Source organism: Escherichia sp. KTE96 (assembly GCF_000408525.1).
GTDB lineage: Bacteria > Pseudomonadota > Gammaproteobacteria > Enterobacterales > Enterobacteriaceae > Escherichia > Escherichia marmotae.
The window spans coordinates 257,126-281,143 of record NZ_KE137147.1 but is presented as its reverse complement, the minus strand read 5'-3'; the positions used below and the strand labels follow the sequence as shown (position 1 = coordinate 281,143).

Below are 24,018 nucleotides of genomic sequence, written 5' to 3'. Positions count from 1 at the left end.
TTTATTTTAGCTAACAGGTGTTCACTGGAACTATTCTCAGTTACGCTGGAGTTGCAATCACGCGCGTGGACGTTCTCCGGAGTAAGTTATGGTTCAGAAGCCCCTCTCTAAACAGGGATATTCGCTGGCAGAGGAAATTGCCAATAGTGTCAGTCATGGTATCGGACTGGTGTTTGGCATTGTCGGGCTGGTGTTACTACTGGTTCAGGCTGTTGATCTCAACGCCAGCGCCACGGCGATAACCAGTTATAGCCTCTATGGCGGTAGTATGATCCTGCTGTTTCTGGCCTCGACGCTGTATCACGCTATTCCCCATCAACGGGCAAAAATGTGGCTGAAGAAATTTGACCACTGCGCCATTTATCTGTTGATTGCCGGAACTTACACACCTTTTTTGCTGGTGGGGCTGGATTCACCGCTGGCGCGCGGGCTGATGATTGTTATCTGGAGCATGGCGCTGCTGGGGATTCTGTTCAAGCTGACCATCGCGCACCGATTTAAAATATTATCGCTGGTGACCTATCTGGCTATGGGCTGGTTGTCGCTGGTGGTTATTTATGAAATGGCAGTGAAGCTCGCGGCGGGCAGCGTTACCTTACTGGCGGTAGGCGGCGTGGTTTACTCGCTTGGCGTAATTTTCTACGTCTGCAAACGCATCCCATACAACCATGCCATCTGGCACGGATTTGTGCTCGGCGGCAGCGTGTGCCATTTCCTGGCGATCTATTTGTATATTGGGCAGGCGTAATTGGCGCACAACCGCCGGATACGGCGAAAACGCCTTATCCGGCTTACGGGTAGCGTGCCCATTGTGAAAACAGATACCCACTCCCATGCCTGATAAGACGTGTCAGCGCCGCATCAGGCAATAGATGCCAGGAGCGATACAGAGATTTACTCTTCCAGCGAATAAGGTAGCGGCTCGATATGCAGCGTATTCGCATCGTCACGAACGCGGAAGATGCTGTCCGGCTCCATATCGTTATTCATGACTACCTGAACCACGACATGACCATCGTCCAGTTTTACCGCCGCCAGTACGGTTCCGGTACGACGCCAGTTCTCGCCCATTTTCAGTTCTAAGTCTTCACCCACTTCCGGCACACGACTGGCACTACCCGCCAGCAACCAGAGTGCACGTTTGTTGGCCCCGCGGAATTTAGCTCGTGCCACCATCTCTTGTCCGGTGTAGCAACCCTTCTTAAAGCTGATCCCACCCAGCGCCTGAATATTCGTCGCTTGTGGGATAAACTGCCCACTGTTGGCCGCGTCAATCACCGGGAAACCCGCTTCAATATTCAACGCCAGCCACTGTTGGCTATTGTTCAACTCCGCTTCACCGCGAAGTTTATCGGTCAGCATATTGGCGGTGGCTTCATCGGTGACGATCAGAAAACGCTCTGCCGGATGTTCAAACCAAAGTAGGGTTGTCGCGCCTTCTCTGACTACCTGTTTTTCCTGAGTCGGCAGCTCACTGAAAAGATTCGCTAACGCGGCGCGCGCCTGGAACCCGGCAACACCGAGCAGTACACGTTCATCGTCCGGGACGATAGTCACTTTAGAGAAGACCGCATATTTTTTCAGTTCGGTAAGCTGGTTGTCGCGCACGCTGCGACGTTCAATCCAGGCAAAACCGTCGCCGTCGCGGAACAGACGTAAATTGCTCCACATCTTACCTTTGGCATCGCAGTGCGCGGCAAGCAGATGCTGGTCTTCGGTCATCTGGCTGACATCTGCCGTTACCTGGCCCTGCATATATTTTTCGCTATCTGCGCCGGTAATGGTGGCAAGCGCCCAATCATCAAGCGTCATCAACGTCAGCGGTAAACGGGCAGAAGCCGTGGGCTGACGGGGAGGAAAAGGTGTAAAAGCCATAATGGAGTCCTGTTTTACAAACGGCGTAATTAATGACTAATGGTAAAAGAGCTATGGGGCATTGCAAGTGCTTTCACTACGCGATCCGTGCCTTCTGATTCGCTTTGCGAGATGACTTCCAAAAAAATGAAGCCATTGAATTGTTGTGGATTAATTTCGCGATCGCGATTGTGTTTACCGATATTCCCGCAAAAGAAGTCGAAAAACACGTTACAATATCCTGGTACTGGATTTTCGTGAGACAGGAAGAAAATGGATATTAACAACAAAGCCCGCATTCATTGGGCATGCCGCCGCGGTATGCGTGAACTCGATATTTCAATCATGCCGTTTTTCGAACATGAGTACGACAGCTTAAGCGATGACGAAAAACGCATCTTTATTCGTCTGCTGGAATGCGACGATCCGGACCTGTTCAACTGGCTGATGAATCATGGTAAACCTGCCGATGCAGAACTGGAAATGATGGTCAGACTCATTCAGACACGGAACCGGGATCGTGGTCCTGTGGCAATCTGAATTACGCGTCTCCTGGCGCGCGCAGTGGCTTTCCCTGCTGATTCATGGGCTGGTTGCCGCAGTTATTTTACTCATGCCATGGCCACTTAGTTACACCCCGCTATGGCTGGTGTTGCTTTCGCTGGTGGTGTTTGATTGCGTTCGCAGCCAGCGACGCATTAATTCCCGTCAGGGAGAGATTCGCCTGCTGATGGATGGGCGTTTACGTTGGCAAGGACAGGAATGGAGCATCGTCAAAACGCCGTGGATGATTAAAAGCGGCATGATGTTACGTTTACGTTCTGATTGCGGCAAACGTCAGCATTTGTGGCTGGCAGCAGACAGCATGGACGAAGCCGAATGGCGTGATTTACGGCGAATTTTGTTACAGCAAGAGATACGATGACGGCGAAGCAAATACGCTAAGCCGTCAGGGAAATCAGGCGTAGTGTTCCGCCATTTCATTAAGAATTTGCTCGCACCAGCTCTGAATACGCTCATCGCTGAGGTCATACTGGTTGGTTTCATCCAGCGCCAGGCCGACAAACAGTTGTCCGTCAGCAATAACGGGTTTCGGGCTGGTGAATTCATATCCTTCCGTTGGCCAGTAACCGACGAACTTCACGCCTTTGGTTGAGAGTTTGTCATGCAGCATTCCGAGCGCATCGAGGAACCACTCGCCATACCCGAGTTGATCGCCCAGCCCATACAGCGCAACAATTTTACCTTCGAGGTTCAGGTCGTCGAGCTGATCCCAGACGGCCTCCCAATCCTCCTGGATTTCACCAAAATCCCAGGTCGGAATTCCCAGAATGAGCACATCGTATTGCTCCATTAATTTAGGGGAGTCGTCCTTGAGGTTATGTAAGGTCACCAGTTCTGGACCGATAATATCGCGGATTTTTTCCGCCGCCATTTCGGTGTAACAGGTGCTGGAACCGTAAAAAAGACCCATATTCATAACGTAAGCTTCTCGATTCTGCTGTGGCTTTTGCGGCTAGTGTATCAGAATCGTTTTAGTCACGGCACAATAAGGCATAATGCATCAAACGAGAAATGTAAGGGGCGCAAGTGAAACAAGATTTGGCACGCATCGAGCAATTTCTTGATGCCCTGTGGCTGGAAAAAAATCTGGCAGAAAATACGTTGAACGCATATCGCCGCGATCTGTCAATGATGGTGGAGTGGTTGCATCATCGTGGGCTAACGCTGGCAACGGCGCAAAGCGGTGACTTACAGGCATTATTGGCAGAACGGCTGGAGGGCGGGTATAAAGCCACCAGTTCAGCCCGTTTATTGAGTGCGGTGCGCCGATTGTTCCAGTATCTTTACCGCGAAAAGTTTCGTGAAGACGATCCCAGTACGCATCTTGCTTCACCGAAAATACCCCAGCGCTTACCGAAAGATTTAAGTGAAGCGCAGGTCGAAAGGTTATTGCAGGCACCGCTGGTGGATCAGCCACTGGAACTGCGTGACAAAGCGATGCTCGAAGTGTTGTATGCTACCGGGTTGCGCGTTTCTGAACTTGTCGGTCTGACGATGAGTGATATCAGCTTGCGTCAGGGGGTGGTGCGGGTAATAGGTAAAGGCAATAAAGAGCGACTGGTGCCGTTAGGTGAAGAGGCGGTCTACTGGCTGGAAACCTATCTGGAACATGGGCGACCGTGGTTGTTAAACGGTGTGTCGATTGACGTACTGTTTCCCAGCCAGCGCGCGCAGCAAATGACGCGGCAGACTTTCTGGCATCGCATTAAACACTATGCTGTGCTGGCGGGGATCGACAGCGAAAAGTTATCGCCGCACGTGCTGCGTCACGCCTTTGCCACCCATTTGTTAAATCATGGTGCGGATTTACGTGTGGTGCAGATGTTGCTGGGTCACAGTGATCTCTCCACGACTCAAATTTATACGCATGTCGCCACTGAGCGTCTGCGGCAACTTCATCAACAGCATCACCCGCGGGCGTGATAGCTGAAAAGAACAGGATGATTTATGAAGAAAGGTTTTATGTTGTTTACTTTGTTGGCGACGTTTTCTGGCTTTGTTCAGGCGGATGACGCGGCAATACAACAAACGTTAGCTAAAATGGGCATCAAAAGCAGCGATATTCAGCCCGCGCCCGTTGCTGGTATGAAAACAGTGCTAACTAACAGCGGCGTGCTGTATATCACCGATGACGGTAAACACATCATTCAGGGGCCAATGTATGATGTTAGCGGCGTGGCACCGGTCAACGTCACCAACCAGATGCTGTTAAAGCAACTGAATGCGCTGGAAAAAGAGATGATTATCTACAAAGCGCCGCAAGAAAAGCACGTCATCACCGTGTTTACCGACATTACCTGCGGTTACTGCCACAAACTGCATGAGCAGATGGCTGACTACAACGCGCTGGGGATCACCGTGCGTTATCTCGCGTTCCCGCGTCAGGGGCTGGAAAGCCAGGCGGAGCAACAAATGAAAGCCATTTGGTGTGCAAAAGATAAAAACAAAGCCTTTGATGACGTAATGGCAGGCAAAGCCGTTACTCCGGCAAGTTGCGATATCGATATTGCCGACCATTACGCACTTGGCGTACAGCTTGGTGTTAGTGGTACTCCGGCGGTTGTGCTGAATAACGGTACTCTGGTGCCGGGCTACCAGCCGCCGAAAGAGATGAAAGCATTCCTCGACGAACATCAAAAAATGACCAGCGGTAAATAATTCGCGTGAAACAACAGATACAACTTCGTCGTCGTGAAGTCGACGAAACGGCAGACTTGCCCGCTGACCTGCCCCCCTTGCTGCGCCGTTTATACGCCAGTCGGGGCGTGCGCAGCGCGCAGGAACTGGAGCGCAGTGTTAAAGGTATGTTGCCCTGGCAGCAACTGAGCGGTGTCGAAAAGGCTGTTGAGATCCTTTACAACGCTTTTCGTGAAGGAACGCGGATTATTGTGGTCGGGGATTTCGACGCCGACGGAGCCACCAGCACAGCCCTTAGCGTGCTGGCGATGCGTTCTCTCGGCTGTGACAACATCGACTATCTGGTGCCAAACCGTTTTGAAGACGGTTATGGTTTAAGTCCGGAAGTGGTCGATCAAGCTTATGCGCGTGGTGCGCAGTTGATTGTAACGGTTGATAACGGTATTTCTTCCCACGCAGGTGTTGAACACGCTCGCTCGCTGGGCATTCCGGTTATTGTTACCGATCACCATTTACCCGGCGAAACGTTACCCGCGGCGGAAGCCATTATTAATCCCAATTTGCGTGACTGCGAGTTCCCGTCAAAATCACTGGCAGGCGTTGGTGTGGCCTTTTATCTGATGCTGGCGTTACGCACCTTTTTGCGTGATCAGGGATGGTTTGATGAGCGTGGCATCGCAATCCCCAATTTGGCGGAATTGCTGGATCTGGTCGCTCTGGGGACTGTGGCGGATGTTGTGCCACTGGACGCCAATAACCGCATCCTGACCTGGCAAGGGATGAGCCGTATTCGTGCCGGGAAGTGCCGACCGGGGATTAAAGCTCTGCTGGAAGTGGCAAATCGCGATCCGCAAAAACTCGCTGCCAGCGATTTAGGTTTTGCGCTGGGGCCGCGTCTCAATGCTGCCGGGCGACTGGATGATATGTCCGTTGGCGTGGCGTTGCTGCTTTGCGACAACATCGGTGAAGCGCGCGTTCTGGCCAATGAGCTTGATGCGTTAAACCAGACACGTAAAGAGATCGAACAGGGAATGCAGGTCGAAGCATTGACCCTGTGTGAGCAACTGGAGCGTAGTCGCGATACACTGCCCGGCGGGCTGGCAATGTATCACCCTGAATGGCATCAGGGCGTCGTTGGTATTCTGGCTTCGCGCATCAAAGAGCGTTTTCATCGTCCGGTTATCGCCTTTGCGCCTGCAGGTGATGGTACGCTGAAAGGTTCCGGTCGCTCCATTCAGGGACTGCATATGCGCGATGCGCTGGAGCGGTTAGACACGCTCTACCCTGGCATGATGCTCAAGTTTGGCGGTCATGCGATGGCGGCAGGATTGTCGCTGGAAGAGGATAAATTTGAACTCTTTCAGCAACGCTTTGGCGAGCTGGTTACCGAGTGGCTTGATCCTTCTTTATTGCAAGGCGAAGTTGTGTCAGACGGCCCGTTAAGTGCAGCGGAGATGACAATGGAAGTCGCGCAACTGCTGCGTGATGCCGGTCCGTGGGGGCAGATGTTCCCGGAACCGCTGTTTGACGGCCATTTCCGCCTGCTGCAACAGCGCCTGGTGGGGGAGCGCCATCTGAAGGTTATGGTTGAACCGGTCGGCGGCGGCCCGCTACTGGATGGTATTGCGTTTAACGTTGATACGGCTCTTTGGCCAGATAACGGCGTGCGCGAAGTGCAACTGGCTTACAAACTGGATATCAACGAGTTTCGCGGCAACCGCAATCTACAGATTATCATCGACAATATCTGGCCAATTTAGCGTCATCTTCTCTATAAAAAAGAGTGTGGATTGGGTACAATCCCGCTCTTATCACCGCATTTTGACTAGCTCAATAAAAGAAATCAGACCATGTTTGAAATTAATCCGGTAAAGAATCGCATTCAGGACCTCACGGAACGCTCCGACGTTCTTAGGGGGTATCTTTGACTACGACGCCAAGAAAGAGCGTCTGGAAGAAGTAAACGCCGAGCTGGAACAGCCGGATGTCTGGAACGAGCCTGAGCGTGCGCAGGCGCTGGGTAAAGAGCGTTCCTCCCTCGAGGCTGTTGTCGATACTCTCGACCAAATGAAACAAGGGCTGGAAGATGTTTCCGGTCTGCTGGAACTGGCAGTAGAAGCCGACGACGAAGAAACCTTTAACGAAGCCGTTGCTGAACTCGACGCCCTGGAAGAAAAACTGGCGCAGCTTGAGTTCCGCCGCATGTTCTCCGGCGAATATGACAGCGCCGATTGCTACCTCGATATCCAGGCGGGCTCCGGCGGTACAGAAGCGCAGGATTGGGCGAGCATGCTTGAGCGTATGTATCTGCGCTGGGCAGAATCACGTGGTTTTAAAACTGAAATTATCGAAGAGTCGGAAGGTGAAGTGGCGGGTATTAAATCCGTGACTATCAAGATCTCCGGTGATTACGCTTACGGTTGGCTGCGCACAGAAACCGGCGTTCACCGTCTGGTGCGTAAGAGCCCGTTTGACTCCGGTGGCCGTCGCCACACGTCCTTTAGTTCCGCATTTGTTTATCCAGAAGTAGATGACGATATCGATATCGAAATCAACCCAGCGGATCTGCGCATTGATGTTTATCGCGCATCCGGTGCGGGCGGTCAGCACGTTAACCGTACCGAATCTGCGGTGCGTATTACCCACATCCCGACAGGGATTGTGACTCAGTGCCAGAACGACCGTTCCCAGCACAAGAACAAAGACCAGGCCATGAAGCAGATGAAAGCGAAGCTTTATGAGCTGGAGATGCAGAAGAAGAACGCTGAGAAACAGGCGATGGAAGACAATAAATCTGACATCGGCTGGGGCAGCCAGATTCGTTCTTATGTCCTTGATGACTCCCGCATTAAAGATCTGCGCACCGGGGTGGAAACCCGCAATACGCAGGCAGTGCTGGATGGCAGCCTGGATCAATTTATCGAAGCAAGTTTGAAAGCTGGGTTATAAGGAACCAACATGTCTGAACAACACGTACAAGGCACTGACGCGGTAACCGATCTTAACAATGAACTGAAAACCCGTCGCGAAAAGCTGGCGAACCTGCGTGAGCAGGGGGTTGCTTTTCCGAACGATTTTCGTCGCGACCATACTTCTGACCAACTGCATACAGACTTCGACGACAAAGAGAACGAAGAGCTGGAGGAGTTGAACATCGAAGTGGCTGTTGCTGGTCGCATGATGACTCGTCGAATCATGGGTAAAGCCTCCTTCGTTACCCTGCAGGACGTCGGTGGCCGCATTCAGTTATATGTCGCTCGTGATGATCTGCCGGAAGGCGTTTATAACGATCAATTTAAGAAATGGGATCTTGGCGATATTATCGGCGCAAAAGGTAAGCTGTTTAAAACCAAGACCGGCGAACTGTCGATCCACTGCACCGAGCTGCGTCTGCTGACCAAAGCACTGCGTCCACTGCCGGACAAATTCCACGGTTTGCAGGATCAGGAAGCGCGTTATCGTCAGCGTTATCTGGACCTCATCTCTAACGATGAATCCCGCAACACCTTTAAAGTTCGCTCGCAGATCCTCGCTGGCATCCGTCAGTTCATGGTGAACCGCGGCTTTATGGAAGTTGAAACCCCGATGATGCAGGTGATCCCTGGCGGTGCGGCAGCGCGTCCGTTTATTACCCATCACAATGCGTTGGATCTCGACATGTACCTGCGTATTGCGCCGGAACTGTACCTCAAGCGTCTGGTGGTTGGTGGCTTTGAACGTGTGTTCGAAATCAACCGTAACTTCCGTAACGAAGGTATTTCCGTGCGTCATAACCCAGAGTTCACCATGATGGAACTCTATATGGCTTACGCGGATTACAAAGATCTGATTGAACTGACCGAATCGCTGTTCCGCACTCTGGCGCAGGATATTCTCGGTAAGACTGAAGTGACTTACGGTGATGTGAAGCTGGACTTCGGTAAGCCGTTCGAAAAACTGACCATGCGTGAAGCGATTAAGAAATATCGTCCGGAAACTGATATGGCGGATCTGGATAACTTCGACTCTGCGAAGGCGATTGCTGAATCTCTCGGCATTCACGTGGAGAAGAGCTGGGGTCTGGGTCGTATCGTCACTGAGATCTTCGACGAAGTGGCAGAAGCGAATCTGATTCAACCGACCTTCATTACTGAATATCCGGCAGAAGTTTCTCCGTTGGCGCGCCGTAACGACGTCAACCCGGAAATCACCGATCGCTTTGAGTTCTTCATTGGTGGTCGTGAAATCGGTAACGGCTTTAGCGAACTGAATGATGCTGAAGATCAGGCACAGCGTTTCCTCGATCAGGTTGCAGCAAAAGATGCAGGCGACGATGAAGCAATGTTCTACGATGAAGATTACGTTACTGCACTGGAACATGGTCTGCCGCCGACAGCAGGCCTGGGTATTGGTATCGACCGTATGGTTATGCTGTTCACCAACAGCCACACTATCCGTGACGTGATTCTGTTCCCGGCGATGCGTCCGGTAAAATAAGCCTTACGCGTAAGCACACAGCCCCGGCATTTGTCGGGGTTTTTTATTTTTGTTGCGCGAAGGCTGACAACATTTTTCTGGCTTCGCTGTTTGTCGCCTGCATGACCATCCACGGACTGAACGCCCACGGTGTGGCATCAATACTGCGTAATACTTCCGCTAAATCACACCATTGATAATCGATCACTTCATCATCGTTGAGCTGTAACGTACTGGTAATTCGTGCGGCAAATACCGGGCATACTTCATTTTCGACAATGCCATTCGGGTCAGTGGCGCGATAGTGGAAGTCTGGATAAACCGGTTCGGGTGGTGTTATTTCTACGCCCAGTTCATAGTGGCAACGGCGGATCACCGCCTCTTCATTGCTTTCACCCAGTTGCGGATGTCCGCATACCGAGTTGGTCCACACACCTGGCCACGCTTTTTTGTTTAGTGCACGGCGAGTAACCAGCAATTGTCCTTTGGCGTTAAATAGCCAACAGGAGAACGCGAGATGTAAGGGGGTATCAGCCGTGTGTGCAGCATATTTTTCCAGTGTTCCCGAAGGGACTCCCTGTGTATTCAGTAAAATGACGTGTTCCGTTGGCATAATTTCTCACATGTAATTCTAATCATTCGTCATTATAGATAACTAAAATGTTAAATGATTAACCAAGTGAGTGTTATCGGCAACCGCCCGTTTTGAGCGGATGCCGACAGAGGAATGTCAGCTAAAAAAGCAGCATCATATATTTGAAGCGACTTTCAATAGCCATTGCAACACAGTCAGAAATGACAGGAATGGAGATCATAAAGAGCAATAACAGGCTGAATATAGCGCGCATTACAAGATTCATATTATTCACCATGCTCATTTTTCTTCAGCTTGCGCATCAGAAGCCACATGCGTACTGTCCTGACTTTTAAATCTTTATCAGAGACAGATTCTTTCACCAAATCGGCATGATGCTGATAGCCATTAAAGAAAACGTTCAGCACAACAGCGCTAAGGGTTGCCAACATAATGCCGCTATGCAGCAATGGTTGTAGTACGGCTGGTAACTTAGAAAAGAAATCGTGAGAAAGCGTTGGGGTCATGCCCACGCCAAGGCTGATTGCCACAATATAGAGGTTGTAACGGTTGGTGGTGTAGTTACAACGCGACAGAATACGGATCCCTGTCGCCAGCACCATGCCGAACATGACAAGCCCTGCACCACCAAGTACAAATTGCGGAATGGAAGCTACCAACACTGCCATTTTGGGCACCATACCGAACAGAATAAGAATGATCCCGGAAGAGATACACACCCAGCGACTGTGAACGCGTGTTACGCTGACCAGACCGACGTTCTGCGAAAATGAGGTATGCGGGAAGCTGTTAAATGTACCGCCAATCATTGTTCCGACACCATCTACGCGCAGCCCGCGAATAATGTCTTGTGAAGAAAGTTTTCGACCAACAATTTCCCCCAAAGCCAGGAACATCCCCATCGACTCAATAAACACGATGATTAACACGGCGGTCATGGTCAGAATGGAAACAGGATCGAAAACTGGCATACCAAACGACATTGGCGTGACAATGGCAAACCACGATGCATCATATAATCCGGACAGATTTACTTCGTTCATCATCCATGAAAGGAAGAAGCCAAATACAATCCCCAGTAATACGGCGACGTTGGACATAAATCCTTTCGCATAGCGAGTAATGAGCAAGATAAAAATTAAGACTGCGAAAGAGATGCCTAAATAAACGGGATTGCCATATTGCGGATTGCCCTTACCACCAGCAGCCCAGTCAATACCAACCTGAATAATACTCAGCCCGATAGAGGTAATAACTACACCGGTAACCAGCGGTGGGAACAAAGGCATTAAGCGACCAATAAGTGGTGCTAATAATGTTGTGATAAACCCTGCTGCGATAGTCGCGCCAAAAATCCCCAGCAGGCCGATATCGGGGTTCATCCCAATGGCAATCATTGGCGTTACAGCCGCAAAGGTCACCGACATAATCACCGGCAGGCGGATCCCCATAAAGCGGCCGACACCGATACATTGCAATAACGTGACGATCCCGCAGCAAAAGAGATCCGAGCTAATAAGCATTGCTATTGCTTCTTTGGAGAGGCCGAGTCTGTCACCAATCATCAGTGGTACAGCGACCGCGCCTGCGTACATAACAAGGACGTGTTGCAGACCGAGTATGATCAACTTTCCTGGTGATAATATACGGTCAACCTCATCAGTGGGGCAGTCTTGCCCTGAAGATGAGGGTAATTGGGAATCTATGGCGCTCATCAGTCATTCTCCTTTCGCTCGCCAGAGTAAAAAGCAACCGTTTACGTTAATAAAACTGTCTAATGACATGCTCGTGGGATGCCAGTTTTAGCGATGAGAGGGAGTTATAGAATGGAAATGCGGAGGCAATCACATAATCGCGGTTAAACCGAAAAAGTGAGAAAATAAATGGGCAGTGAAATTATCTCTAATTTTCTCATATTGATATTTCTTTAATCATTCTGGCATGTCGGACTCTCGCATTTAATGTTTTTGAGTCGGATACTTCTGTTTTTGGTAATGATGTTTAATGAATGAAAGCAGCATATATTGGGGGGCAATAATTTGATCTCAGTAGCAAAATGATTATTAAATCGGGCATGTTCTATAATATATGCCCGTTTATTGCATCGCGACATTTGAGAAGACATAACTCATCAAATGAAAGGGATGCAAATGAATAAGTTTATCGCTGCTGATGCTGCGGAATGTATAGGCTGCCATGCCTGTGAAATTGCCTGTGCGGTGGCACACAATCAAGAACTCTGGCCGCTGAGTCATCGTGACTTTCGACCCCGTATCCACGTTGTTGGGAAAGGGCTGGCGGCTAATCCGGTGGCCTGCCATCATTGCAACAATGCTCCCTGCGTTACGGCTTGTCCGGTAAACGCTCTGACTTTTCAGCCCGATAGCGTACAACTGGACGAACAAAAATGTATTGGTTGTAAAAGATGCGCAATCGCTTGCCCCTTTGGGGTCATTGAGATGGCCGATACTATTGCGCAGAAATGTGACCTTTGTAACCAGCGCAGTTCCGGCACGCAAGCTTGTATTGAGAGTTGTCCAACACAGGCGTTACGGCTGATGGATGATAAAGGGTTACAGCAGATAAAAATGACCCGCCAGCGCAAAACGGCAGAAGGAAAAGCGTCAGAGGGAACTCCTCCATCCCGCCACGCGGCGTTGCTCCCTGTTAACCCACGCAAAGGCGCAGATAAAATTCCAGCGAATGAGCGGAAAAAACATTTTGGCGAAATTTATTGCGGGCTGGATCATCAACAAGCGGCTTATGAAAGCGAGCGATGTGTTTATTGTGCCGGGAAAGCCAACTGTAACTGGTTTTGCCCACTGCATAATGCGATTCCCGACTATGTTCATCTGGTACAGGAAGGGAAGATTATTGAAGCGGCAGAACTCTGTCACCAGACCAGCTCCTTACCAGAAATTTGCGGCCGGATATGTCCACAGGACAGGCTTTGTGAAGGCGCATGTACGTTAAAAGATCACTCTGGCGCTGTATCGATCGGGAATCTGGAACGCTACATCACCGATACCGCGCTGGCGATGGGCTGGCGTCCCGATGTCAGCCTGGTTGCTCCCCGCGTGGAAAAAGTGGCGGTGATTGGCGCAGGGCCAGCGGGGCTGGGGTGTGCTGATATTCTGGCACGCGCGGGCGTTCACGTTGATGTCTTTGATCGTCATCCAGAAATTGGCGGTATGCTAACGTTTGGCATTCCTCCGTTCAAGCTCGATAAAAGGGTATTAAGCCAGCGGCGTGAGATATTCACCGCAATGGGAATCGACTTTCATCTCAACTGTGAAATTGGCCGCGATATCTCTTTCAACGAGTTAACGGTGGATTATGACGCAGTTTTCCTCGGTGTGGGGACTTACGGGATGATGCGTGCAGATCTGCCGCATGAAGACGCTCCCGGTGTTATTCAGGCGCTACCGTTCCTGACCGCCCATACCCGCCAGCTTATGGGATTGCCGGAGTCTGGAGAGTATCCGCTGACGGAAGTTGAAGGTAAGCGAGTCGTGGTATTGGGCGGGGGCGATACGACTATGGATTGTTTGCGTACTTCCATCCGTCTGAATGCCGCCAGTGTGACCTGTGCTTATCGTCGTGATGAAGTCAGTATGCCAGGTTCTCGCAAAGAGGTGGTCAATGCGCGCGAGGAAGGCGTTGAGTTTCAGTTCAATGTTCAGCCGCAATATATCGCCTGTGATGACGATGGGCGTTTAACTGCGGTGGGTCTGATTCGTACTGCAATGGGGGAGCCTGGGCCAGATGGTCGCCGTCGTCCACGTCCGGTGGCGGGGTCGGAGTTTGAGCTGCCCGCCGATGTTCTGATTATGGCCTTTGGTTTCCAGGCACATGCGATGCCGTGGTTGCAGGGCAGCGGAATTAAACTTGATAAATGGGGCCTGATTAAAACCGGCGACGCGGGATACTTATCTACTCAGACGCATCTGAAAAAAGTCTTTGCGGGTGGTGATGCCGTTCACGGCGCGGATCTGGTTGTTACCGCAATGGCCGCAGGAAGGCAGGCGGCGCGCGATATGTTAACTCTGTTTGATACAAAGGTATCGTGATGAAATCGTTAATTATCGTTAATCCGGCTGACTGTATTGGCTGCCGTACCTGTGAAGTTGCCTGTGTAGTCGCTCATCCGTCTGAACAGGAGTTGAATGCCGATGTCTTTTTACCCCGGCTGAAGGTACAGCGGCTGGACAGCATTAGTACGCCAGTGATGTGCCACCAGTGCGAAAACGCTCCTTGTGTTGGCGCTTGTCCCGTGCAGGCGTTGAGCATAGGGGAGCTGATGGTGCAGGCAAACTCTGCCCGCTGCATTGGTTGTCAGAGTTGTGTTAGTGCATGCCCATTTGGGATGATCACTATTCAGTCGTTGTCCGGTCATACCCGGCAACAAATCGTGAAATGTGATCTCTGTGAACAGCGGGAAGAGGGGCCAGCCTGCGTTGAATCTTGCCCGACGCAGGCTTTGCAGTTGCTGACCGAGAGAGAACTCAAGCGAGTTCGCCAGCAGCGTATTGCAGCCAGCGGTGCGAATCCTCTTTGATAAAAACCTCCGCGCTGAAAGGCGCGGAGAATCGTTTAGATTGCCCAACCACCCGCGTAAAACGCGACCAGCGCGGCGGTAATGATAACAGTGCCGATATTCAGCTTGTGCCATTCGCGAGCAAAGACGCGACCTACGACCAGCGTCACAAACCCCAGCATAATACCGGTGACGATATTACAAGTCAGGACGATGAATACCGCGCAAACCAGCCCTGCCATTGCATCAATAAAGTCATTGAAGTCCAGCTTTGAGACGTTGCTCAACATCAGTAGCCCAACGTACATCAGCGCGGGGGCGGTGGCATAACCGGGGATCAGAAACGACAGCGGAGATAAAAACAGAATCAACAGAAACAGAACGCCAACCACGGTTGCGGTTAAACCGGTTTTACCCCCGGCTGCGGTCCCGGCCGCTGATTCGATATAAACTGCCGCAGGTGCTGCACCCACCAAACCGGAGAATATTGAACTTACCGAGTCACTGGTCAGGGCTTTGCCCCCGTTGATAATCTGGTTGTCTTTATCCAGCAGATTCGCCTGGCCGGCTACGGCACGGATGGTGCCAGTGGCGTCAAACACGGCGGTCATCACCAGCGCCAGTACACTCGGAAGTACGGTTGGCTGGAGCGCTCCCATAATATCCAGACTGAAAATCAGAGACTTACCATCTTCGCCAGTCAGGCTCGGCATTGCCACCAGACCGTGGTATTTCACCGCCGGATCAAAGATTAAGCCGATGATCGAGATGGCGATAATGACCAACAAGATCCCGCCTGGTATGCGGCATTTTTCCAGACCGAAAATCACCGCTAATCCCAGCAAGCTCATCAGCACCGGGAAGGAGGTAAACGCGCCGAGCGCAACCGGTAAGCCTTCAATCGGGTTTTTGATAACCATACCAACACCGTTAGCGGCAATCAGTAGCAGGAAAAGACCAATACCGATACCTGTACCGTGTGCAATACCCATCGGTAAATTACGCAAGATCCAGGTACGAATACCTGTTACGGAGATGGCGGTGAATATCAACCCCATCAGAAAGACCGCACCCAGTGCTACCGGAACGCTAATTTGTTGCCCGAGCACCAGACTGAATGCGGTAAATGCCGTTAAGGAAATGGCGCAACCAATCGCCATTGGCAGGTTAGCCCATAACCCCATCAGCAGGGAGCCAAAGCCTGCGACCAGACAGGTGGCAACAAAGACCGCTGCGGGAGGAAAACCTGCTTTACCCAGCATTCCTGGCACTACGATAACGGAGTAAACCATCGCCAGGAATGTGGTCAGGCCTGCCAGAACTTCCTGGCGAACGGTACTGCCACGAGCGGTAATTTTAAAATAATTATCCAGGGCGCCCTGTGGCTTTGATGCGTCCGGTGTTTGTAGGATGTCTCCAGACATAATGATGTCCTCACGAGGTTTATTATTAGTTACGTTCGTACACCAGACGACCATCAACGTAGGTGCGGTAGATCGAACGATCATCGCCCAGCGTCATCATCACGAACAATTTATCGACTAAAGATACAGAGTTGTCATAGCGCAGTTGCTGTAGCGGTGTGGCAGTGGGTTCCATAACCACAAAATCAGCCTCTTTGCCTGGTAAAAAATTGCCAATCAGGTTGTCAAGGCCCAGAGATTTCGCGCCGCCGAGCGTGGCAAGGTAAAACGCTTCATAGGCTGAGAGACGATAGCCCTGTAATTGCAACACTTTGTAGGCTTCGTTCAGTGTTTGCAGCATGTTGAAGGTGGTTCCGGCACCGATATCGGTTCCCATGCCCACTTTAACTTTCTTCTGCCATGCTTTTTGCAGATTGAATAAGCCGCTACCGAGATAAAGGTTGGAGGTCGGACAGAAAGCGATGCTGGATTGAGTTTCGCTAAGGCGATCCCACTCTTTTTCTTCCAGATGGACGCAGTGAGCAAAGACGCAGTTTTTACCGGTCAGACCGTACTGGTGGTAAACATCCAGATAACCATCATGTTCAGGATAAAGTGATTTCACCCAGGCAATTTCATCTTTGTTTTCACAGAGATGGGTATGTACCCACGTATCGGGGTACTCTTTTTTCAGGCGTTGCGCCATTGCCATCTGTTCGGGCGATGAAGTGGGGGCGAAGCGTGGCGTAATGGCGTACAACAGACGACCATTTTTGTGCCAGCGTTTGATCAGGTCTTTGCTTTGCAGGTAGCTGCTTTCGGCGGTATCAAGCAGATAATCCGGCGCGTTGCGATCCATCATCACCTTACCGGCAATCATGCGCATATTGATATGACTGGCGGCTTCAAACAGTGCATCAACGGATTGCGGATGAACCGTACCAAACACCAGTGCCGTGGTTGTGCCGTTACGTAAAAGTTGCTTGATGAAGAACGCCGACATTTCACGGGCGTACTCTAAATCCTCATAGCGACGTTCAGTAGGGAAGGTGTGTTTATTCAACCATTCCAGCAATTGTTCGCCATAGGCACCGACCATTTCACTTTGCGGGTAATGGATATGCGTATCGACAAAGCCCGGTACTATCAGTTTGCCGCGATAGTCGCGAACGCGAATGGTGTCAGGAATTTGATGCTTGCCGTCTTCCCATTCGCCAAACCATTCCACCTTCCCCTGTTTAATGAGTAATAAACCGTCCTCAATAAAACGCAGCGCAGAGGCAATCTCTTCCGGGTTATCGACTGTACGGGTGACATCAATAAAACTGCCTCGTACTGCTTTTAACGTGTGTTCTCCTGACATCATTGACTCCTTTATTGTTAATCCATCTCTTCCGCTGAGGTAATACCCGGCAGAACGCTTTCCTGTCGGTAGCCACCAGGGAGGATAATATTTAATAAAATCGCAGTTAACCCGCCTGCACAAATAGGGTTTTCAACTAATACATAAATTGAGGCAGGTAATATTTTAAAAATTTCGGGGTCGTAGGAGACGCCAAGTCCTAAACCTAAAGAAGTGGCGACAATAAGTGTTTCACGGCGTTTTAATCCGTTGGTGATAATGATGCGGATACCGGCGATGGCAATCATGGAAAACATCAGCGTCATTGCCCCACCCAGAACTGCTGAGGGAATGGTAGTGAAGAAGCCGCCGATCATCGGAAATAACCCGAGGATAACCAACATTACCGCGATGGTTCGCCCGACATAACGTGAGGCGACGCCGGTCATCTGAATAACACCGTTATTTTGCGCAAAGGTAGTTAATGGTAATGAGCCGACTGCGGAGGCGATAACAGAAACCAGACCATCAGCCAACACGCCGCCTTTCAAACGTGATTGATATTCTTCCCCCTGAATGGGGCGGCGGGAAACCATTGCCGTGGCGGTGATATCGCCTACTGCTTCCAGTACGCTAAGTAGATAAATCGTGCCGACCACCAGGAACTGATGAAAGTTGAAACTAAATCCGTATTTGAAGGGATGCGGGACGGTGATTAACGGCAGATTGCGCATACTGCTGAAATCTACCATTCCCAGGCATAAGGATGCGATATAGCCGACACATAGCCCAATGGCGATCCCGCCCATGCGTAACAACGGACTGCGGCAGCAGTTAAAGCCGATCACCACAATCAGAACCAATAATCCAACGCCGAGGTGTTCGTAATTGCCGAACGTACCGCTGCTTTTGGCTGCAAATCCACCACCAAAATCAATAATGCCGACTTTAATCAGACTTAAGCCGATCATCAGCACCACAATACCGCTGACGGTGGGGGAGATAACCCGACGTAAGTAGGGCAGGATAAAAGAAGAACCGACAACCAGAAATGCGCCAACGAAGGAGACGCCGAGTAGCGACGACATGATTAATTCTTCGTGAAAACCGTCACTTTTCATGCTGCTGCCTAGCGCAATCATGACCGTAACAAATGAAAAATTAACGGATTGAATTGAGAGCAAACCGGAACCCACAATACCGTAACGGTTTACCTGTAACCAGGTGCCAATGCCAGAGGCAATCATCGCCATAGAAACCAGATAGGCGGTCGTTTCTGCAGAAAGCTGTAAAGCCGCACCAACAATTAATGCGGGGGTCACCATCGGAACAAAAATTGCCAACAGATGGGTAATGGCACCAACAATAGCCTGATGAAAGGGAGGGCGATCCTCCAGTTCAAATATAAGGTCGGAGCCTGCATGGTTTATATCAGACATCCCTTCACTCCTTTTAAAGTAAATTTGATCATCTGAATCAGTAAAATAAATACCCACGAATTTGGGGCGCAGGACGCCTTGAGAACGGCTTATCTCATTTTCGCAGTTACTAATTAGTTATCTTTAATACAAGGGAAACAGGCCGCCGAAGCGGCCATTAATTACTTATATTTTTTTCAGCGCGGTAAGTATTTTCTCCGGTGTGAAATGCCATTCGCGTAGCCAGATGCCGCAGGCATCGTGAATTGCGGTGGCAATTGCTGGTGCTGCACCATTTACGCCAATTTCTGAGATCGATTTTGCTCCGAATGGACCGACTTTATCGTCGCTCGGCACCAACACGGCACGGAAATCACGCGGGATGTCACCAATTTTGGGAGCACCGTAGCTACGTAAATCACGTGTTAACGGGTGTCCTTCGGCGTCATAAATGATTTCTTCGCTCATACTGTGTCCGATAGCACGCAGGGTAGCTCCATAGATCTGTCCCAACGCTAACTCTGGGTTAACTGGCGTACCGCAATCCAGCAATGCGTAGAATTTGTCCAGGCGGATTTCACCGGTACGCGTGTTGACGGCAACTTCAGCAAAGTTTGCGCCATACGGAAAGGCGAAATCAGGCGTGATGTAGCAGGCTGTTCCCACCAGCGAACCAAAACCAGTACCGGTTTCGCCTTTATGGGCAATATCCCCGAAACTGACTTCGCCTTTCTTGCCACGAACGACACCTGGCGTTGCCAGTTGGACATCTTCCAGTGGTTCATCAAGCATTTGTGCGCCATGAAAGAGAATTTTCTCGCGCAGATTTTCTGCCGCCATACGCGCCGCGTTGCCTGAGAAGCAAGTACCAGACGAGGCATAAGCGCCTTTGTCAAACAATGCATGGTCAGTATCACCGGAGATAACATGCACATCCTGAGGTGGACAGTGCAGCACTTCTGCTGCCAGTTTTGTCACTACGGTATCCAGGCCGGTTCCGATATCAGCACCACCAGAATGGACAATAAAGGTGCCATCAGATTCCAGTTTGATCATGCAGTTAGCCTGATCGATATCCGGGATCCCCGATTTCTGCATGATAATGGCGACGCCACGACCTGTGCGCCAGTCACCTTCCTGTGATTTCGGTGAAGACCATTGGATCATTTCACGACCCTGACGCAGGATCTCTTCCAGTGCGCAACTGGCAGCAGAAGGAACGGAGGTTGGCGCTTTACCTTCACCAATCGCACCGAGGATCTTCAGCTCTTGCCCTTCATGTACCCGGTTACGTTCGATAATTTCCAGTTGATCAATCTGTAATTGTTCAGCAAGTTCTGCTAACGCCATGGTGATAGCAAAGTTACCTTTTGGCGCGCCATAGCCCTGATAAGCACCATTTGGACAAATGTTGCTGTAGTAGGTGGTGACCTGAAAATCGACGTTATCGCACGGGTACAGCGGCAACGACAGCGCCGGTCCGTTACACGGTACGGTGAGTGAGTGGTTGCCATAAGGGCCCGTGTTGGCGCGGAAATCCATTTTCACTGCCGTCAGGCGACCATCTTTTTTTGCCCCCAGTTTGACAGTGACTTTCGCGACGTGACGAGAGGTGTTAGCAATAAACTCTTCTTCACGGGTGTAGTGGAACAGTACCGGACGCCCGGTCACACAGGTTGCCCAGGCGCACACTTCCTCCAGCAGGATGTCCTGTTTGGAGCCGAAACCGCCGCCCACGCGTTCTTTAATGACATGAACTTTATGCTGTTTCATACCAACGAGACGCGCTACCTGACGGCGCAGGTGCCACGGTACTTGGGTGGAGGCGTGGATCACCAGCCGATCGCCATCCATACGGGTAAAGCAGATATGTGTTTCAGTCGGGCATTGTTGTGCCTGAGTTGAATTATAGGTTCGCTCAATGATCACATCAGCATCAGCGAAGCCTTTGTCCATATCACCGATATGACCATGAATGCTGGCGGCAATATTTTTACGTGGGCGAGAACCGATAGGGAAGTTAATGATCATATGCTCGCCGCGCTGGGCCGCGTGGCTATTGTCTTCTTCCAGCGTCTCTGGCGCACCAGCGACATACACCACCGGTTCATCGTGAACGACAGGGGCATCTTCCGCCATTGCTTCGTCAATCGACATTACCGGTTTAAGCACTTCATATTCAACGTCAATGAGCTTCAGTGCTTCGAGCGCAATTTCTTCACTTTCGGCAACGATCGCAGCAACGCGATCGCCAACGTGACGCATTTTTTTGCCGAACATGCGACGGTCGAGCGGTGAAGGTTCTGGCGCGCTTTGACCACCAGGAGTGTAGTAAATATCCGGGCAGTTGAGATGAGTGATAACGTGAACGACGCCCGGTAAGGCTTCGGCTTTGCTGACATCCAGATGAGTAATCAGTGCGTGAGCATGTGGGCTGCGTAACATTTTAATGACGCAGGCGTCAGCCGTTACGCGGTCTTCAACATAGCAGGGTTTCGCCTGCACCATTTTAGCAGCATCGGTTTTGGGGTAGTGCTTGCCAATAACTTCAAGGTCGTTACGGAAAGTGGGGGCGATGTCAATCGTGGCACGCGGGTTATTTTTACGCGCAATAGCCAGTTCAATGACTTGATAGTATTGCTGCCAACCCGCATCGCGGCTGAACAGACCAGAAAGCGCGTCGTCGATCTCTTCGCGGGTTGGCTCGGCAATGCGATCGAGTAGATCGGTAATAATCAAAGATGCTGCCGGATCGTTATAACCGGACTGCACCACGCCAACATCAACCATTGCCTGTTGAACCAGGCTTAATTCGTTCCATTTGCCTAAGGATTCTGCGGTGCGAATGTTTGCTTTTTCTAACTGTGCTGCAATCAGCAAGGAGGCATTAACGATGTTGCCGTTAAAAAGAATCGCATCAGAACCGGCGAAACCGAAACCATCATCACTGTTGCGCACGGAGTGCATACCCATACCAAACAACAGCTTTTGCACGTTTTCGCCAGGGTTAACGGTTAGCCCCTGGGGTGCGCCATTTAAAGTAAAGTGGATGATCATACGGCTTCCTCCCCAGCCTGTTGGCAGTCGGCATAAAGGTCGGCCACCAGAACTCCCGTGATATAGCGTTTATACGCTACGCTCCCCCGCAAATCTTCCTGGGGGAAAATGGCGTTGGCGACGGCCTGTTCAAGTGCATTGCCTTCCAGGTTTTGTTTTTCGACATCGTGCAGGCGCAGGGCTTTACTGGCAACGCCATCCAGCGCAATTCGCAGTCCGTCGTGGTCAGTTAATGCAACGGCTGCAGTCACCACTGTTAACCCCGCCCGGGAACGGCTAATTTTACGGGTCGCACAGGTGCGATACGGATCTTTAATGATGATTTCGGTTAGCAGGCGATCGCCCGGATCGGCCAGATAGCTCTCAATCGACAACGTTTCGCCATTGCCAAAGACCAGTTCTGCATCCAGTGCTAACAGAACCGGAAGAAGAACGGACTCTTCCTGCCGGGCCGCTATTTCGCCGCCGATAGTCGACTGATTTCGTACATGACGAGAGTAGACAAAACCGAGAGCTTCACGCAGTGCCACTGGAATAAATCGCGCATCGCGCAGTGGTTGTAAGCGCGACATTGCGCCAATACGCAGTGCGCCGTTATCCCAGTCAATCCAGTCCAGTTCCAGATCCTGCAAGGAAATAGCAATTTTTTTATTGGTACGGGTTGGCGTGGCGTTGAGTTTGCTGCCCCCGGCAAACCAGACGGCTTCATCCTGGTAGCGGCGCTTCAGTTCCAGCGCCTGTTCTACAGAGTCGGGCCTGAAAAATTGTTCAATCATCTTCTTTCCTTATTTAACCCTCTTCCCTGAAGGAAGAGGGTATAGGTCATTTATGCCAGCGCATCCATCCGACGCCACATACTGGCGGCGGCTTTTCTGGCTTGCGCATAAATGGAATCGCAATCGAAGTTAAACTGACGATCTTCGTAGACCATCACGCCGTTAACCATCACGCTGTTAACGCTGCCTGAACCCATACCGAAGGCGATGTGGCCTGCAATATTGTCTGCCAGCAGCGGCGTTGGCGAGTTGTAATCGCAAATGGTTAAATCTGCTTTATAACCGGCTTCCAGAAGGCCAAATTTCGCACCAAAGTTGCGGCTCATCAGTTCGTTGCCGTTAGTCAGCGCTCTGGCAAAACTGTCTGGCCACAGTGGGCCACCAGAGTCACGATGTTTAAAGAAGGCGAATTTCATCTCTTCAAACATGTCTGAACCGATGCCGTCAGTTCCCAGTGCCAGATTGCGAATGTCGCTAAGATGATGGTTGTAACCAACATGGTTGTTCATGTTTGAACGGGCGTTATGTACCAGGAACGCGTCACGTTGGTTAAGCAGGGCAATATCCTCTTTCGACAGATACAGCCCATGAGCGACCAGCGTTTTGCTATCGATGAGATCGAATTGCGCCAGGCGTGCCAGCAGATCTTTTCCGTACCTGTGGTGACTGTAAGAAACGTCGTAAAGGTCTTCCGCAGCGTGTATGTGTAAACCACGGCCTGTGGCTTTCACTGCTTCGCGCAGCATTTCCAGACCAACATCTGGCACGGTAAACGGCGCGTGAGCACCGATATGCGCTTCTACCAGATACGGCTCGCTTGCCGCTTTCTTCGCGTCGTCAATCTGACGGGCGAAACGGATGTTTTCCTCTACCCCATCCTGCAACTCTTTAATACCGTTATTACGATCTGTTGTTTCAAAACAGGTCACCGCACGTAGACCAACTTTTAGAAATGCGTTGCGCAACGTCGAGAGCGATCCGCCGATATAAGCCGGAGAGGCATGGTGATCGATAACCGATGTACATCCGCTCTTAATCGCTTCCAGTGAACAAATCAGCCCGCTGTAATAGAGCGACTCTTCATCAAGGGCGCGATCGAGTCGCCACCAGAGATTTTTTAGCGTTGAGATGAAGTCCGGGCAGGGGGCAATATTCGCCATAATTCCGCGGGAAAGCCCCGAGTAAAAATGGTTGTGCGAGCATACGATCCCTGGCATCACAATCCGGCCATGCATCTCTTTGTAGCTGGCTTCAGGGTAGCGGTGTGTCAGGGCGTTGCCGATAGCGATAATGACATCATTTTCGATGGCGATATCGACGCCTTCCTGCACTTTCGCCGGGTGTAGCTGTACTGCAGTGACATTCTTCAGAATCAACATG

At 50.8% G+C, this 24,018-nt stretch carries 21 protein-coding genes; 10 read left to right on the top strand and 11 right to left on the bottom strand.

Features of this window, described 5'->3' with window-relative positions; genetic code table 11:
- Positions 1-88 precede the first annotated feature (88 nt).
- Positions 89-748, top strand: a complete 660-nt coding sequence (gene trhA / locus A1WG_RS16880) for a PAQR family membrane homeostasis protein TrhA (protein ID WP_001517030.1) — start codon at positions 89-91, stop codon at positions 746-748.
- 146 nt (positions 749-894) lie between these two features.
- Here the strand turns inward: trhA and ygfZ are convergent, their stop codons facing one another.
- A complete protein-coding gene (gene ygfZ / locus A1WG_RS16885; RefSeq protein WP_000886070.1) occupies positions 895-1,875 on the bottom strand; it encodes a tRNA-modifying protein YgfZ in 981 nt (326 codons plus the stop codon).
- Between the two features lie 252 nt (positions 1,876-2,127).
- On the opposite strand from ygfZ, the gene sdhE reads away from it, so the two are divergent.
- Positions 2,128-2,394 (top strand): FAD assembly factor SdhE, encoded by a 267-nt coding sequence (gene sdhE / locus A1WG_RS16895; protein WP_000354045.1) that lies wholly within the window; start codon positions 2,128-2,130, stop codon positions 2,392-2,394.
- Positions 2,375-2,779, top strand: a complete 405-nt coding sequence (locus A1WG_RS16900; RefSeq protein WP_001517028.1) for a protein YgfX — start codon at positions 2,375-2,377, stop codon at positions 2,777-2,779. The genes sdhE and A1WG_RS16900 overlap by 20 nt, the downstream gene beginning before the upstream one ends.
- A gap of 33 nt (positions 2,780-2,812) precedes the next feature.
- On the opposite strand, the gene fldB is transcribed toward A1WG_RS16900, so the two are convergent.
- Positions 2,813-3,334: a flavodoxin FldB gene (fldB, locus tag A1WG_RS16905; RefSeq protein ID WP_001055874.1), complete on the bottom strand. Its 522-nt coding sequence runs from the start codon at positions 3,332-3,334 to the stop codon at positions 2,813-2,815.
- 110 nt (positions 3,335-3,444) lie between these two features.
- Between fldB and xerD the strand changes: the two genes are divergently transcribed.
- The 5 genes from xerD to lysS all read left to right on the top strand — a co-directional run bounded on the left by xerD (position 3,445) and on the right by lysS (position 9,531).
- Entirely contained in the window at positions 3,445-4,341 is an 897-nt protein-coding gene (gene xerD / locus A1WG_RS16910; RefSeq protein WP_001517027.1) for a site-specific tyrosine recombinase XerD, read from the top strand.
- A 24-nt stretch (positions 4,342-4,365) separates the two neighbouring features.
- Positions 4,366-5,076, top strand: a complete 711-nt coding sequence (gene dsbC, locus A1WG_RS16915; RefSeq protein ID WP_000715232.1) for a bifunctional protein-disulfide isomerase/oxidoreductase DsbC — start codon at positions 4,366-4,368, stop codon at positions 5,074-5,076.
- Positions 5,077-5,081: 5 nt separating this feature from the next.
- A complete protein-coding gene (recJ, locus tag A1WG_RS16920) occupies positions 5,082-6,815 on the top strand; it encodes a single-stranded-DNA-specific exonuclease RecJ (protein ID WP_000813173.1) in 1,734 nt (577 codons plus the stop codon).
- 90 nt (positions 6,816-6,905) lie between these two features.
- A protein-coding gene (gene prfB, locus A1WG_RS16925; RefSeq protein ID WP_098729101.1) for a peptide chain release factor 2 occupies positions 6,906-8,004 on the top strand; the annotation gives its coding sequence in 2 pieces (ribosomal slippage) (positions 6,906-6,980 and positions 6,982-8,004; 1,098 coding nt in all).
- 9 nt (positions 8,005-8,013) lie between these two features.
- On the top strand, positions 8,014-9,531 hold the full coding sequence (gene lysS / locus A1WG_RS16930) for a lysine--tRNA ligase (protein ID WP_001517026.1): 1,518 nt from the start codon (positions 8,014-8,016) through the stop codon (positions 9,529-9,531).
- Positions 9,532-9,574: 43 nt separating this feature from the next.
- Here the strand turns inward: lysS and idi are convergent, their stop codons facing one another.
- The 3 genes from idi to uacT form a co-directional block, all read right to left on the bottom strand.
- The gene (gene idi, locus A1WG_RS16935) at positions 9,575-10,123 is read right to left on the bottom strand and encodes an isopentenyl-diphosphate Delta-isomerase (protein WP_001517025.1); all 549 of its coding nucleotides are present in this window, start codon (positions 10,121-10,123) and stop codon (positions 9,575-9,577) included.
- A 121-nt stretch (positions 10,124-10,244) separates the two neighbouring features.
- On the bottom strand, positions 10,245-10,370 hold the full coding sequence (yqfG, locus tag A1WG_RS0121475) for a protein YqfG (RefSeq protein WP_010378596.1): 126 nt from the start codon (positions 10,368-10,370) through the stop codon (positions 10,245-10,247).
- 1 nt (position 10,371) lies between these two features.
- A complete protein-coding gene (gene uacT / locus A1WG_RS16940; RefSeq protein WP_001517024.1) occupies positions 10,372-11,820 on the bottom strand; it encodes a urate/proton symporter UacT in 1,449 nt (482 codons plus the stop codon).
- 435 nt (positions 11,821-12,255) lie between these two features.
- Between uacT and ygfT the strand changes: the two genes are divergently transcribed.
- On the top strand, positions 12,256-14,175 hold the full coding sequence (ygfT, locus tag A1WG_RS16945; protein ID WP_001517023.1) for a formate-dependent uric acid utilization protein YgfT: 1,920 nt from the start codon (positions 12,256-12,258) through the stop codon (positions 14,173-14,175).
- Positions 14,175-14,663, top strand: a complete 489-nt coding sequence (locus tag A1WG_RS16950; RefSeq protein ID WP_001517022.1) for a 4Fe-4S dicluster domain-containing protein — start codon at positions 14,175-14,177, stop codon at positions 14,661-14,663. Before ygfT ends, A1WG_RS16950 begins: the two co-directional genes overlap by 1 nt.
- Positions 14,664-14,698: 35 nt before the next feature.
- On the opposite strand, the gene ghxQ is transcribed toward A1WG_RS16950, so the two are convergent.
- The 6 genes from ghxQ to ssnA all read right to left on the bottom strand — a co-directional run bounded on the left by ghxQ (position 14,699) and on the right by ssnA (position 24,017).
- Positions 14,699-16,066, bottom strand: coding sequence for a guanine/hypoxanthine transporter GhxQ (gene ghxQ / locus A1WG_RS16955; protein ID WP_000012179.1), 1,368 nt, complete (start codon positions 16,064-16,066; stop codon positions 14,699-14,701).
- 25 nt (positions 16,067-16,091) lie between these two features.
- Positions 16,092-17,408 carry a guanine deaminase gene (guaD, locus tag A1WG_RS16960; RefSeq protein WP_001517021.1) on the bottom strand — a complete coding sequence of 439 codons (1,317 nt, stop codon included), beginning with the start codon at positions 17,406-17,408 and terminating at the stop codon, positions 16,092-16,094.
- Positions 17,409-17,425: 17 nt separating this feature from the next.
- Positions 17,426-18,826 (bottom strand): xanthine/proton symporter XanQ, encoded by a 1,401-nt coding sequence (gene xanQ / locus A1WG_RS16965; RefSeq protein WP_001517020.1) that lies wholly within the window; start codon positions 18,824-18,826, stop codon positions 17,426-17,428.
- 165 nt (positions 18,827-18,991) lie between these two features.
- Entirely contained in the window at positions 18,992-21,862 is a 2,871-nt protein-coding gene (locus A1WG_RS16970; RefSeq protein WP_000583667.1) for a molybdopterin-dependent oxidoreductase Mo/Fe-S-binding subunit, read from the bottom strand.
- Positions 21,859-22,638 carry a molybdopterin-dependent oxidoreductase FAD-binding subunit gene (gene ygfM, locus A1WG_RS16975; RefSeq protein ID WP_000572480.1) on the bottom strand — a complete coding sequence of 260 codons (780 nt, stop codon included), beginning with the start codon at positions 22,636-22,638 and terminating at the stop codon, positions 21,859-21,861. Before ygfM ends, A1WG_RS16970 begins: the two co-directional genes overlap by 4 nt.
- A 50-nt stretch (positions 22,639-22,688) precedes the next feature.
- Positions 22,689-24,017: a putative aminohydrolase SsnA gene (gene ssnA, locus A1WG_RS16980; protein WP_001517019.1), complete on the bottom strand. Its 1,329-nt coding sequence runs from the start codon at positions 24,015-24,017 to the stop codon at positions 22,689-22,691.
- Position 24,018 lies beyond the last annotated feature (1 nt).